This window comes from Endozoicomonas gorgoniicola, from assembly GCF_025562715.2.
Lineage (GTDB): Bacteria > Pseudomonadota > Gammaproteobacteria > Pseudomonadales > Endozoicomonadaceae > Endozoicomonas_A > Endozoicomonas_A gorgoniicola.
Genome location: NZ_JAPFCC010000001.1, coordinates 5,697,932 through 5,711,372 on the forward strand (window position 1 = coordinate 5,697,932; position 13,441 = coordinate 5,711,372).

13 protein-coding genes and 1 other RNA gene are annotated in these 13,441 nt (G+C 48.8%); 5 read left to right on the forward strand and 9 right to left on the reverse strand.

Translation table 11 applies throughout. From position 1 onward, the window contains the following. A complete protein-coding gene (glpB, locus tag NX722_RS25665) occupies nucleotides 1-1,314 on the reverse strand; it encodes a glycerol-3-phosphate dehydrogenase subunit GlpB (RefSeq protein ID WP_262565687.1) in 1,314 nt (437 codons plus the stop codon). Beyond that, a complete protein-coding gene (glpA, locus tag NX722_RS25670; protein ID WP_262565688.1) occupies nucleotides 1,311-2,969 on the reverse strand; it encodes an anaerobic glycerol-3-phosphate dehydrogenase subunit A in 1,659 nt (552 codons plus the stop codon). Before glpA ends, glpB begins: the two co-directional genes overlap by 4 nt. 439 nt (nucleotides 2,970-3,408) lie before the next feature. On the opposite strand from glpA, the gene NX722_RS25675 reads away from it, so the two are divergent. Both NX722_RS25675 and glpK read left to right on the forward strand, forming a co-directional pair. Then, nucleotides 3,409-4,227: an MIP/aquaporin family protein gene (locus NX722_RS25675; protein WP_262565689.1), complete on the forward strand. Its 819-nt coding sequence runs from the start codon at nucleotides 3,409-3,411 to the stop codon at nucleotides 4,225-4,227. Nucleotides 4,228-4,349: 122 nt separating this feature from the next. Then, the gene (glpK, locus tag NX722_RS25680) at nucleotides 4,350-5,858 is read left to right on the forward strand and encodes a glycerol kinase GlpK (RefSeq protein WP_262565690.1); all 1,509 of its coding nucleotides are present in this window, start codon (nucleotides 4,350-4,352) and stop codon (nucleotides 5,856-5,858) included. Nucleotides 5,859-6,116: 258 nt separating this feature from the next. Here the strand turns inward: glpK and fur are convergent, their stop codons facing one another. Beyond that, a complete protein-coding gene (fur, locus tag NX722_RS25685; RefSeq protein WP_262565691.1) occupies nucleotides 6,117-6,524 on the reverse strand; it encodes a ferric iron uptake transcriptional regulator in 408 nt (135 codons plus the stop codon). A gap of 97 nt (nucleotides 6,525-6,621) precedes the next feature. Here fur and NX722_RS25690 point away from each other — a divergent pair, with 97 nt between their 5' ends. Further along, the gene (locus tag NX722_RS25690) at nucleotides 6,622-6,987 is read left to right on the forward strand and encodes an outer membrane protein assembly factor BamE (protein ID WP_262565692.1); all 366 of its coding nucleotides are present in this window, start codon (nucleotides 6,622-6,624) and stop codon (nucleotides 6,985-6,987) included. Between the two features lie 56 nt (nucleotides 6,988-7,043). Here the strand turns inward: NX722_RS25690 and NX722_RS25695 are convergent, their stop codons facing one another. The 3 genes from NX722_RS25695 to NX722_RS25705 form a co-directional block, all read right to left on the reverse strand. Further along, on the reverse strand, nucleotides 7,044-7,370 hold the full coding sequence (locus NX722_RS25695; protein WP_262565693.1) for an RnfH family protein: 327 nt from the start codon (nucleotides 7,368-7,370) through the stop codon (nucleotides 7,044-7,046). Further along, on the reverse strand, nucleotides 7,370-7,819 hold the full coding sequence (locus tag NX722_RS25700; protein ID WP_262565694.1) for a type II toxin-antitoxin system RatA family toxin: 450 nt from the start codon (nucleotides 7,817-7,819) through the stop codon (nucleotides 7,370-7,372). The genes NX722_RS25695 and NX722_RS25700 overlap by 1 nt, the downstream gene beginning before the upstream one ends. A 119-nt stretch (nucleotides 7,820-7,938) precedes the next feature. After that, nucleotides 7,939-9,297 (reverse strand): sodium-dependent transporter, encoded by a 1,359-nt coding sequence (locus tag NX722_RS25705; RefSeq protein WP_262565695.1) that lies wholly within the window; start codon nucleotides 9,295-9,297, stop codon nucleotides 7,939-7,941. Between the two features lie 315 nt (nucleotides 9,298-9,612). Here NX722_RS25705 and smpB point away from each other — a divergent pair, with 315 nt between their 5' ends. Next, nucleotides 9,613-10,092, forward strand: coding sequence for an SsrA-binding protein SmpB (gene smpB / locus NX722_RS25710; RefSeq protein WP_262565696.1), 480 nt, complete (start codon nucleotides 9,613-9,615; stop codon nucleotides 10,090-10,092). 132 nt (nucleotides 10,093-10,224) lie between these two features. On the opposite strand, the gene NX722_RS25715 is transcribed toward smpB, so the two are convergent. Beyond that, nucleotides 10,225-10,995: a hypothetical protein gene (locus NX722_RS25715; protein ID WP_262565697.1), complete on the reverse strand. Its 771-nt coding sequence runs from the start codon at nucleotides 10,993-10,995 to the stop codon at nucleotides 10,225-10,227. Nucleotides 10,996-11,156: 161 nt separating this feature from the next. On the opposite strand from NX722_RS25715, the gene ssrA reads away from it, so the two are divergent. Further along, nucleotides 11,157-11,522, forward strand: a transfer-messenger RNA (tmRNA) gene (gene ssrA / locus NX722_RS25720). 69 nt (nucleotides 11,523-11,591) lie between these two features. On the opposite strand, the gene NX722_RS25725 is transcribed toward ssrA, so the two are convergent. Next, nucleotides 11,592-12,428, reverse strand: coding sequence for a hypothetical protein (locus NX722_RS25725; protein WP_262565698.1), 837 nt, complete (start codon nucleotides 12,426-12,428; stop codon nucleotides 11,592-11,594). A 377-nt stretch (nucleotides 12,429-12,805) separates the two neighbouring features. Next, a complete protein-coding gene (locus NX722_RS25730; RefSeq protein WP_262565699.1) occupies nucleotides 12,806-13,315 on the reverse strand; it encodes a hypothetical protein in 510 nt (169 codons plus the stop codon). Nucleotides 13,316-13,441 lie beyond the last annotated feature (126 nt).

A 13,441-nucleotide genomic window follows, 5' to 3' on the forward strand; every position in this document is an offset into this window, starting at 1 on the left:
TTACTTCGCTGTCCCGGATGAGTCGCTTCTATGCGCAATAATCTGGTTCGCGGCAAACCATCCCGTACTGATGGCAACACCACCGGCGCTGGCTTCGGCTACCGGGTTGAAACCGCCCAGTACACCACCGGCGCAGTACAGGTTAGTGATTGCGTTGCCGTTCTGATAAGGATTGAACCGTTCGCTGGTTTCAATACCAAAGTAACTGAACCCATGTTGACTGCCATTGAGGAACCGTTCGTTTGACCATTGTTCACGCTGACCGGTTTCCACGACATCCAGGTTGAACGTTTTATCGGTCAGGCTGGACGGATTGCTGTCGAGACCACGGCTGAAAAAGCTGCCGGTTGCCAGAACAAAATGATCAGCCTCCAGCGGCATAGAAGGGTTTAGTCGTGTTTTGATTGAACGCAGCTGATTGTTGTCAAAATAACCCGACAGAACTTCATCGCCCTCCAGCAGCAAGCCTCCGAGTTCACGATAACGCTGCCTCAGGGCGCTCGCCATTCGCATGCCCGGCAGGGAAGGGGGCAGGGTGGCAAGCTCGCAGACAGGCAGTCCGGTATGAGCTTCAAGCTGGCTGATCAGTTCGTTGCCGTTTTCAACCGCCAGTACCGATGGCAGAACCACCAGGTCAGCGTTGCCCGCTGCTTTCTGGATTGCTGACGCAAAAATAGTCAGGCCTTTTGGCTGGCTGAACAGATCACGCTTAAGCAGGCGAGCCATTTCCAGAGAACGCAGTTCGTAGGCATTTCTGGCATCAATTTTGATGGTTTCGGCACTAATGTCTGCCACGGTAAATTCAACACCGGTAAATTCAGGATGCTTTTTCATACCTGCCGCCACCAGTGCTGGCTGAAAATCGCGGAAGCCTGCAATGTTAATAATGGCGACACGACGCAGACCTGCCGCTGGCGCTGCAATAGACAGTGCTTTAGTACCCGGCTGGCTCAGCCAGGCCGGACGAATGGCACCCAGAGCGGTTAAGCGACTGTGGTTTTGTTGTCCATGGCTGGACATCTGGATACCGGCTTTAGCCATTTGCTCAGTAAAAAAGTGCAGGCTCTGTTTAACCTGAGCAGCACCCAGCTTCCGGTAGGGATGGTCTGATGGCAGATGACTGATCTCTTCAAATGGGTATTGCACCAGTGAGTTATTTTGACGAATACCCAGAACATCAATTGAACCGGAAGCGAAGGTCAGGGCGCTGTCACCGGCGCTGATGAGGGCTGTTTTCAGACCCGCTTCGGCACAGCGGATAGCGCTGGTCAGCCCGGCGAGGCCGCCGCCAATAATAATGCTGTTGTATTTCATACGGCCTCCACAGCGACGTGGTCGTTTTGTTCTGAGACAGGGGTTGGAAGGGATTGCAGCTGGTTATAACCCAGAAGATTGTCGTATACCCAATAGCTGAAGTCAGCTTCACGCATGGCATCACCCCAGAGAATGGGTCGAACACCTTTCCAGCGTTCCTGCAGAAACTCTCCAATACTGTCCAGAGCATTTTCTGAGTTGTCAGCGTGTGTCATTTCGCTGACGATGCCTGCCGCACGACAGGAACACATCTCGCCCTGGCAGGGACCCATACCAATACGGGTTCGACGACGAAGGTCTACCAGATCTTTCGCGTTCAGATTGTTAACGGCGTATTCAATTTCACCGCGGGTCACCATTTCACACTCGCAGATAATGGCGTTCTGCTTTTTATCGTCAGACAGGAATTTAGCGGCTCGTTCACCGTGACGGTATTTCGCAGAACCGGAAACCGGGATAGACACCTGGGGTGCATGCACATCTGCATCTTTTCCTTTGGCTCCGGGCAGTGGGGTTTCTGCGGTTTCGCAGCGTTTGGTGATACCAAGATTTTTTGCCACAGCGTCGGTGGCCATTTCTGCCATCAGGCGATAGGTCATCAACTTACCGCCGGTGATGGTGATCAGACCGGGTAGAGCGTCGGCTTCACCGTGATTAACCAGAACAATCCCGCGGCTGATGTTTCGACCGGATGGATCGTCACCCAGAGACACCAGCGGGCGGACACCGCAATAAGCACGCAATACACGGGTTTTCGCCATAATCGGGCAAAGCTTCTCACCTTCTGCCAGAAGGGTTTCGACTTCGTTTGGAGTGACGCGGATATTTTCGATATCGCTGTAAGGAATTTTTTCTGATGTGGTACCAATCAGGGAAATGGTGTCGCCCGGAACCAGAATGTCGGCATCCGCTGGTTTACGACAACGGTTAATCACCATGCTGTTAATGCGATAATCAACAATCAGCAGAGAGCCTTTAGCGGGGAACATTCGAATGGACAGGTCTGCGTATTCGGTAATCTGCTGTCCCCAGATACCCGCAGCATTTACTACCTGCAGGGCTCGGATATCAATGAGTTCGCCGGTTTTAATATTCATGCAGTGGACACCACATACACGACCATTTTCAATAATAAGACCCGTTACCCTGGTGTAATTCATCAGGCGACCGCCGTGTTCTTCAGCATCCAGAATGTTAGAGGCCGTCAGGCGAAAAGGGTCAATGGTGCCATCCGGAACCCGTACCGCACCCAGCAGTTGTGGGTTGACGTTAGGTTCTATACGCAGGGCTTCTTTTGGTGTCAGGGCTTCTGCACGGATGCCAGCGGTATGACATGAGTTGATGAATTTGTCCTGAAAAGAGAGTTCGTCTTCCGGCAGAGTAATAAACAGACCGTCGGTTTCTTCAATGCAGTGACCGGCGATCTTTCTCAGGATCTGGTTTTCTTTGATGCATTCAACCGCTGAGTGCTGGTCTGTTACGGCATAGCGAGCACCTGAATGAAGCAAACCGTGGTTGCGACCTGTTGTACCATTCGCAATATCGTCCTTTTCTACCAGAATGGCACGCATACCACGCTGTGCGCAGTCTCGCAAGACTCCAGCGCCTGTTGCGCCACCGCCAATAATTACGACATCGGTCTCTATTTGTCTCATTCGGTACTCTTTCGATAACGTTTAACGGTGAGGTGTCTTTTAATGTTCGTTTATGATCGTTGGTGCGCACTATAAATAAGCAACTGAAATTAAAAAATGATCTGGATCAATGTTCGTACTTGTTCGTTTGATGTTCTATTGGATGCACTAATGATTACATTGTTAATGTTTGAAGTTTTTTTATGAAAAAATAAGAACTTTCTATCAACGAGAGCTCATTCGATTGGTAAATAATGTTATTTTAATGCCCTTTTTTGTGAGTGATTTCCGAAAAAGCGCACATTTCCTGAACATTGATTGATTTAGATCAATTTTGAAGTATTGATAAGGTTTGTTGCTGTTTGTAAAAATACACCCCGTATTAAGACCACTTTGAATTTATTAGAAGACAGGTCTGAATTAACCAATGTCATAACCTGGATGGGTGGAACTTATTATTATGCGTAAATCACTGTTAGGAGAATGCCTTGCCGAATTTATTGGTGCAGGGCTTCTGATTTTCTTTGGTGTTGGTTGTGTGGCCGCACTGGTTCTGGCTGGCGTTGATTTTGGTCAGTGGGAAGTATCCATTGTCTGGGGTCTGGGGGTTGCCATTGCCATTTATGTGACCGGTGGCGTTTCCGGCGCTCATCTTAACCCTGCTGTTACTCTCGCTTTGACCGCATTCAAAGGCTTTGAGAAGCATAAAGTTCTGCCTTATATTCTGGCCCAGGTACTGGGTGCGTTCTGTTCCGCTGCTCTGGTTTATTTCCTCTATAGCAGCCTGTTTGCAGACTATGAACTGGCTAACGGTATTATTCGTGGCTCTGAAGAAAGTCTGGCAACGGCTGGTATATTCTCTACTTACGCTCACGCTTCCCTGAGCAATATGCAGGCATTTGCAGTTGAGTTCATGATTACTGCCGTATTGATGGCTGGCATTCTGGCTATTGGTGATGATAACAACGGTGCTGTCAACGGCGCCCTGTCTGCCCTGCTGATTGGTCTTTTGATTGCTGTTATTGGCGCTTCTTTCGGCCCTCTGACCGGTTTCGCCATGAACCCTGCCCGTGACTTTGGTCCCAAGCTGTTTGCCTTTTTGGCTGGCTGGGGCGAGGTGGCTCTGACCGGCGCTCGTTCTAACCCTTACTTCTGGGTTCCAATTGTTGCTCCAATCGCTGGCGCAATGGCCGGTGCATGGACCTACATCAACCTGCTGGGTAAACAGGTTGAGCCGGTTGAGTGTGCAACGCCGGGCTGTGAAATCAAGACAGCCTGAATCAATAAATAAAATGAGCGCTGCCTTTCTCAACCCCTGAATAACAGTGTGTTGAATGTGGCGCGCTCCCTGATTAGCCCGAAGTTTGATTATTCAGGGCTGAACAATAAGGAATTAAGATTATGACCAATGAAAAAAAATACGTTGTTTCTCTGGATCAGGGTACAACCAGCTCCCGCGCCATCATTTTCAACCACGATGGTGATATTGTAGGGTCTTCCCAGCGCGAATTTACTCAGTACTACCCTCAGCCAGGCTGGGTTGAGCACGACCCGATGGAAATCTGGGCGACTCAAAGCTCGGTTCTGACAGAAGTGCTGGCTAAAACGGGTATCCCTTCTGATGAAGTGGCTGCTCTGGGCATCACCAACCAGCGTGAGACAACCGTCGTCTGGGACAAGAACACGGGGCGTCCGGTTTATAACGCGATTGTATGGCAGTGCCGTCGTACGACAGATATCTGTGAACAACTGAAGAAAGCGGGTCTGGAAAGTCATATTCGTGAAACCACTGGCCTGGTACTGGATGCTTACTTCTCCGGCACCAAGATCAAGTGGATTCTGGATAATGTGGAAGGCGCTCGCGAAAGTGCCGAGAAAGGTGATCTGCTGTTCGGTACTATTGACACCTGGCTGACCTGGAAGCTGACCAATGGTCGTGCGCATGTCACCGATTACTCCAATGCTTCCCGTACCATGCTGTTTGATATTAACAAGCTGGACTGGGACGAAACCATGCTGGACGCTCTGGGTATTCCCCGCAGTATGCTGCCGGAAGTGAAGTCCAGCTCTGAAGTGTACGGACAGACCAACATCGGCGGTAAAGGCGGTACCCGTATTCCTGTTGCCGGTATGGCTGGTGATCAGCAGGCAGCCCTGTTCGGTCAGATGTGTCATGAAAAGGGTATGGCCAAGAACACATACGGCACTGGTTGCTTCCTGCTGATGAACACTGGTGAGGAGCCGGTTAAATCTGAAAATGGTCTGCTGACCACCATTGCTTTCGGCCTTGATGGCAAAGTTCAGTACGCCCTGGAAGGTTCTGTATTTATGGGCGGCGCTTCTGTTCAGTGGCTGCGTGACGAGCTGGGTCTGGTACGTGATGCGTCTGATACTGAATACTTTGCCAGCAAGGTAAAAGACACTAACGGCGTTTATGTGGTACCTGCTTTTGTCGGTCTGGGTGCGCCTTACTGGGATCCTTATGCCCGTGGTTCCATTTTCGGCCTGACCCGTGGTTCCAACCGCAACCATATTGTGCGTGCAACGCTTGAATCGATTGCTTATCAGTCCCGTGACCTGCTGGAAGCGATGCAACAGGATTCTGGTATCGAAATGAAGCAGCTGCGTGTTGACGGTGGTGCGGTTGCCAACAACTTCCTGATGCAGTTCCAGGCTGACATTCTGAAGACAGAAGTGGTTCGTCCAACCGTCACTGAATCCACAGCAGCCGGCTCTGCTTATCTGGCTGGTTTGGCAGTTGGCTTCTGGGAAAGTACTGACGAACTGAAAGACAAGGTGTCTGTTGACCGCACTTATGCGCCTGTCATGGAAGAAGAACAGCGTGCAGACCTGTATAAAGGCTGGAAGAAGGCTGTTGAGCGCAGCCTGAAGTGGGAAGAACAGGAGTAATAGCCGACGACAGACTAACGATAAAGTGTAGAGTTAAAACTCTGATGAAGTGAGTGGGAACCGGGTCGCAGTGGCATCAGTCATTGTGGCCCGTTTTTTACTGGTCTTTGAAAGATCGATTGGCATTATCATTCATCATGAATACTCCTTTATGTGGCAAAAAAAACCGGCAGACCGCCGGTTTCATAAAATTTTGCACAAATGATTGGAAACGCTCCGTATCAAAACCGTTTTGTGGTTTATGACACCGGGTCAGAATCAGGACTTCTCCTTAGGCTTTACATAAAGCACAAGATTGTGATCCACAATTTCATAGCCATGCTGGTCGGCAATCTCTTTCTGCCGACGTTCAATTTCTTCATCAATAAACTCGATGATCTCTCCGCTTTCCACGCACACCATGTGGTCATGGTGTTCTCCACGAGCCAGCTCAAACACGGAGTGGCCGCTGTCGAAGTTGTGGCGCACCACCAGGCCAGCGCCTTCAAACTGGGTTAATACCCGATAGACCGTAGCAAGGCCTACATCCTCTTCTGCCTCCAGCAAAGCCTTGTAGACATCTTCGGCACTCATATGAAGACCCTGGGAGCCTTCCAGAATCTGCAGGATTTTAACTCGCGGAAGCGTTACTTTCAGACCCGCTTTGCGCAATTCTTGATTTTCCAACACGTTTCCCTAACCTTTAACAGGTGAACCCTGCTATTATCACATTTTCGTGTAAGTATTTCATTTTGTGCAAGAAGATAGTGGAAGTCTGATACCGATGCAAAAAACTCTGGCTCTGACCGCAGCACTCCTATCTGCCGCCCTTCTGGCTGGATGCGCCAGCTCCACAGACAGCGGCTCAAGGCTGATTAGTTTTCCAGGCGCCTACAAAATCGACATTCAGCAAGGCACAGTGATCACCCAGGAAATGGTGGATCAGCTGCGTCCCGGCATGACTCGCAATCAGGTGCAGTTCGTTATGGGTACTCCCCTGCTGGAAGATGCCTTCAACCGGGATCGCTGGGATTATGTCTACAGCATGCAGCCCGGAGGCAAAAAGCGTACTCAGCAGACCGTGACTATCTTCTTTAAAAACGATCAGCTGGTGTCTGTTAAGGGCGACCTTCGCCCAACACCTCAATAATATCCATTGCAACAATAATATCGCGCTTAATTTCTTCAAGAATCACGACAGAAAAATCAGGCGGAAGCCTCTTTCTTCTGTTTTGCTTCAGCCGCACGACGCTTTCGCACCTCTTTCGGGTCAGCAACCAGGGCACGATAGATTTCTATCCGGTCTCCTTCACGAACAGCCTGTTCGGTCGGTTTGGGAACAACCTTGCCAAAAAGCCCCAGTTTCGGGGCATCAAGGTCGATCTCCGGAAAAAATGACTGAATTCCGGATTGTCTGACCGCTTCCAGCAGGCTGGTTCCTTCTTCGACCTGAATGTGCAGGATTTTCTGTTCGTAAGGTTTGGCATACGCCACTTCTACCCGGATCCGAGGCTTAGAGTTTTCACCGGTCATTATTCAGAACCTTTATCCGCTCCATACAACACATGAGCACGCAGGCAAAAAGCATCTATCATTTTGTCCATAGCCTGCTCAAACACAGCACCGACGGTTGCCTTCAGAACAGGATTAGACAGTTCAAACATCAGCTCCAGAGACACCTTGCAACCATCATCCATCAGAGCCTTGAATGTCCAGACGCCCTGAAGGCGAGAGAAAGGGCCACTCAACAACTGTATTTCTATGGACTCATTCCGGGTCATCAGGTTCCGTGTAGTAAAATCACAACTTAAACCACCCATGGCAAGACTGAGTGATGCATCGATCACATTCTCTTCAGAGGAGAAAATGTGAGCCCTCTGACACCAGGGTAAAAATTCGGGATAAGACCCCACATCAGCAATCAGATCATACATCTGTTCAGCAGAGTGCATAATCAGTGCAGAACGAGACACCTTAGACATAGCTTTCCTCATGCCATCAGCTGATTAAATAAACAAAGGCCGGATAGAATAACCCAATCCGGCCTTTCAGGAACAGTCACATTAGTGCTAGTCCTGTCAGACCAGCCCCTGATGCATTGTTATGTCAGTGCAGAGATCAGCACCAACAGCACACTGACAGGCACAACGATTCGAATCAATGCCAGCCAGATGTTGAACATTCCAGAATCCATAGTCAGTTCGTTCACCAGTATAGAGCGTTTCATGACCCAGCCCGCAAAGATCGCCGTCAACGCACCGCCCAGAGGCAGCAGAATCAGGTCAGTCGCATCTGCAAACAGGTCAAAGAATCCGCGTCCCAGAATCTTCACTTCCGACCAGTGGTTGAAGGACAGAACGTTGGCCAGACCTACGAACCACACCAGACCGCCAATCAGGACAGTCGCAGCCGCACGGCTCATAGAGAAACGCTCAGTCACCCAGGCCAGACTTGGCTCAAGCAGGGAAATAGCAGAACTCAGCGCCGCAATACCCACCAGAACAAAGAAAATAAAGCCCACCACAGAACCACCGGACATGCTGGCAAAGGCTGAAGTCAGGGATACAAACAACAGTCCTGGCCCCGCAGAAGGCTCCATGCCATGAGCGTAAACAATCGGGAATACGATCAGGCCGGAAATAATCGCCATCAGCGTATCCAGGAATGCAACATTCAGAGCGGTACGGGGAATGGAGTTATTCGCTGGCATGTAGGCACCGTAAGCCATCAGGGCACACATCCCCAGACTCAGGGTAAAGAACGCCTGCCCCATGGCAGCCATCACCGCTTTACCGGTCAGGTTGCTGAGATTGAAGTCAAACATAAAGTGGAAACCGCGCATGAACTCGCCAGTGGCAAACATGCTGTAGCCCATCATCACAATCAGCAACAGGAACAGGGTTGGCATCATCACCTGCAGGCCTTTCTCCAGACCTTTGTGAATACCACGGGCGGTAACAAAAATAGTGATTCCCATAAAGACGGTATGCCAGAAAGTCTGGCGCGAAGCAGACATCACCAGACCATCAAACTCAGAACCGACTTCAGCGGGCGACATACCGACAAAATGCCCCGTCAGCAATTCAAAAGCATAAGACAGGGTCCAGCCTGCGATCACACTATAAAACGTCAGGACAACAAAGCTGGTCAGCATACCCAGCCAGGCAATACCGTTCCAGGCAGGACTGATACCCAGATCACTGGTCAGCTTGCGCATGGCATTCAGCGGGCTCAGTCGTGCGCTACGACCAATGACGGTTTCAGCCATCAGCAGCGGAACGCCAATCAAGACAATAAACAACATATACATCAGAACGAATGCGCCACCGCCATACTGACCGGCGATGTAGGGAAACTTCCAGATATTACCCAGACCAATAGCGGAGCCAGCGGCTGCGAGAATAAAGGTCCAGCGACTATTCCATGTGTTTTTCGATGTAGTTGGATTTTTTCCTGACATAAGATTCCTCAAAAACGTGCAGCAATTATCGTCTTTTTGAATGTATCGCCCCGAGCCGGGCCTGAAAGGAAGTCACAGTCTGTTCGCAGATAGTGGGAAACTTTTCAAATCGTACGCAGTATAAATACGGAGCAAGTACAGCATTCTATAGGCCTAAACGCAACGTGCAAGATTTTTTTTCTGCACACTCAAACAAAAACATGTCTTTCATAGGTTTTTCAAACAAAAACATGAAATTCAACTACATGCGAACACAAAACAGCAACATTGACTCACGCAACTGGTTTTATCAGTAAGTAACGTTATAATCCGCCCATGGCTAAGAAATCGAAAAAGGGCGGTAAGAGCGACTCCTCTATCGTCGTTAACAAAAAAGCTCGCCACGATTATCACCTGGATGAATCGTTTGAGGCGGGTCTCTCTCTCTCAGGCTGGGAAGTTAAAAGTCTCCGGCAGGGTAAAGTGCAGCTGGTCGACAGCTATGTACTGCTGAAAGACGGCGAAGCCTGGTTAATTGGTGCCCAGATCACACCGTTGAACACGGCGTCCACACATGTGATTGCCGACCCTCTGCGCGACCGGAAACTACTGCTGAACAAACGTGAGCTGGCAAAGCTGTTCGCTGAAACCCAGCAAAAAGGTTACACCTGTGTGGCTGTAAAACTGTACTGGAAACAACATCTGATCAAATGCCAGATTGCTCTGGCACGAGGCAAGAAAGAGTTCGACAAACGCGCTGCCAGCAAAGAGCGTGAGTGGAATATAGAGAAGCAGCGAGTCATGCATCGCGGCTAAACCTTCTGCCCATAAACAGCCATGAGCGCAAGAAACATTTTTTCGTCACCCTCGGTGATGAAAAAATTTTCACGGTAAAAAAAACCACTCATAGCAATAAAGCCTGAGTGGTTTTTTATAAAGCATCTCACATCACCGTTTACGCAAATTATTCAGCCTGTTCTGCAATTCAACAAACCCAGACTTGTTCATGGTCACTTTGGAAGAAATGACCTTTCGTCTGAAGGTATCAGGAATCATTTTCCTGAGATGAACGTCAGAGATCTGATCAGCCTGCTCAGGATCTTTTGAAACTTTTACCAACATACTCACACAGCGATCTTTGAGCAGCGACAGTTCCAGGCTCGAAATTTCACCTTTAATACCTTTGGTCGTCAAGGCATTCCAGGTTTCCAGCAGATCCTTTGTTTTAGTAATTTTACCAATATAGTCAGACAGACCACGGAAAGATGAAGGCAGTATTATCGCTTTCGCATCAGCTTTCATCATGCCTGATGAACGACTGTTGCCTTTTGGTTCATGGGTTGGTGGCGAAGGAAGATTTGCTAAATCCTGTTCCAGCTTTTTTTGACGAGCGTCGTTTTGTCGACGCATCTGTTTCAAAGCGGCGGGCTCATCCATTGATTTTTTCTGAGCCTGGGTCTGACGCGCCCCGGGACGAGGCAATCCGGGAGAGGCCTTCCTTTGAGGTAAAGCACCCACTCTTCTTTTATTTAACGGTGAAGCCTTAAAGGCTTTTCGATTGAGCCCTGCCCTGACAACAGGCTTACCCGCTAAAGCAGAAACATTACGATGTTGAAACCGATCCGTAGCCTTTCTGCCAGTTTTACCAATCCTGTCATTAGTCGACTGTGGCTGAAAATTTGAAGTTCCTGTGTTTCCGACGCCGCCTGCCTGTGCCATAAATGAACTCCTGTACCAAATTCAATTAAGTATACAAAAGCACCATACAGCTGAAATTTTGTACCGCTAAAGCACTATTCATGTCGCACATATATATCAATTAGAAATTATTTATTGACTTTTACCCTACAAAATAGAATAGAATGGCGGCAGGTTTTTCCGGGGGCGATTAGGATTCGACGACGGTTACAAAACCTGAGGTGCATGTCGAGCGCGTAGCTGCTCTCGTTAAACCAATAGCTACAACTTTTTAGTTGCAAACGAAGACAACTACCAAGGAGCTATGGCAGCTTAAACCCTGCCTCCTCCCGATCACTCTGGCTTGCCTGTTGGCTGGTACTGATCGCAAATGCAAACTGGATCGCCATGAAGTATGCCTGAGGCGGATTGGTTAAAACTTTTCAGGATCGCGTAGTGTCACCCTGACCGTTGGGTCGTTCTGCGTTAACCTAAAGACGGAATCTAAACATGTAGAGCCGAAGGCGGAGAATCGGCGGACGCGGGTTCAAATCCCGCCGCCTCCACCATTTCCTTAAACCATCTCAAAAAGAAACAGACAGCCTGACTCTCAGACACAAAAAGCTGATCTGATTTCTTCAAACCTCACGAATGCTACCCCTTGCCTCTCTGCGTCTCGTGACCCTGAATAGCGGGTCACAGCGTTTACGAAAAATGATGCACAGCGACACAAAAAACACAATCCCGGCACCACCAATAATCATACCCAGTTCCGGTTCCAGACAACTCTTCTTATCAACCCCACGACACACCGAATAGGCATAGGCACCACCTATCAGCATTGTGACAAAACTAATGATCAGTGACGCAAACACTCCGTAAGAACTCCCCCATAGCGTTAACCTATGCATCTCCTGAAGACTGGAAGCTCCTCTTGAAATGGCCTCCATCTGACCAATCATACCTTCCAATTGTGCAAGCAAGCCTAAAAGGTCGTTAATTTGTGGCTGAGTAAGGTTCCGGACCGCCTCATAGGAAAAGCCATTAAGTAGCTCTATCAAATTCTGGTTATGCTTCAGTACTAAAGAGCCTCTTAAATATACGCATCGGTACACCTGGCTGATCACATGGTGCGCACGAAAAAAAAACTCGTGAAGATTCGTCCGCGATGCTGCCTCCGCAACCTGATCGCTTCTCATAAATTCAGTGGACTCGTCATGGAAGACCACATCGTATGATGCACACGCCCCGTATGACCTGACTGATTCGGACAGCCTGTTTGGTTGTGTCCGCTCATGCCGACCCAATAAAGGGGGCGGCTTACACTCAATACTCATCATCACACGATCCAACATCTGATCCCGATTGATAACCAGCGAGTGTCTATTCCAGAAATCAATGATACTCTGCTCTCCATCAGGTCCCAGTCTCAATGCATCCGCGCACTGCTCACACAAAATTTTCAGAGGAATCATAAACACCTCCATAGTAAATAAGCACCGGTGACCTTCAAAACGAACACTTTAACCACATCTGAAAACTCTCCGTTTTGAAATGAGATTTCTTCCACCGGTTTGGAATGACACATTTTCACTGTACTTTTTACCTCAGCTCAACAGTTAAGGTATGTCACAACAACTCCTGCATTGACCATACGGCAGTTAGCATGAAACATATTTAATAACTCTGCCAGCCCTGGAGAACTGCCGCATTTACTGCCTGATCGTCCAGATGTATATGGGACTTTCTTATCAACTGCTTACTAACTCTTACGCAAACACCCTCATATCCGATTTCTGTCCGACAATTCACAGCTTTGCTCTACACTGCCTCCGGGCTGTGCAACAGCCTTTCATCGCACCAGAACCAGATGATCAATCGTAAACGGTTGACTACTGTCGGATAGCAGATGCAGGCTTTGTATCCGGATGCCATTCACCACAGCCAGTTCAGACAACCACTCAACCAGCTGTTCAGGCTCGCCCTGCAATACACTGACTTCAGCTTTCTGCCAGTTCGACTTCGTTATTACGACACCTACCCCATAACTGGCAGCCTGACGACTGATCAGTTCATTCAGCGGTTCATCATAACTTTCAGAAAGAATCGAGTGCGTCTGCTGTTTAGCATTTATTTGCTCCTGCAGTGCATTATTAAACGACTCAGTATTTATAGCAGAGTGGGGAGCCGTTTCTTCCACTGAAGTTGAATAAAAGAAAAAGATAAAAACAGCAACAGCTGCCAGAACCAGGATAATAAGACGTGAACGAAGCACAGACATACCCGTCAGCTCATACAAAGGAAAACAGCGAGTATGCCGACTCTTTCGTTTAACCGCCAGTGATACTCCCCGCCTTGTCAAGGGTTTACGGCATCTGTTTAACAGAGCGCTGAAGGCTTCACCCCTGTCACAGTAATGTAACAAAAATTGATCAAACTTGAGCTTTTCTTGACTTATCTCATGACTATTTTTTTAGCAATCGTGTAC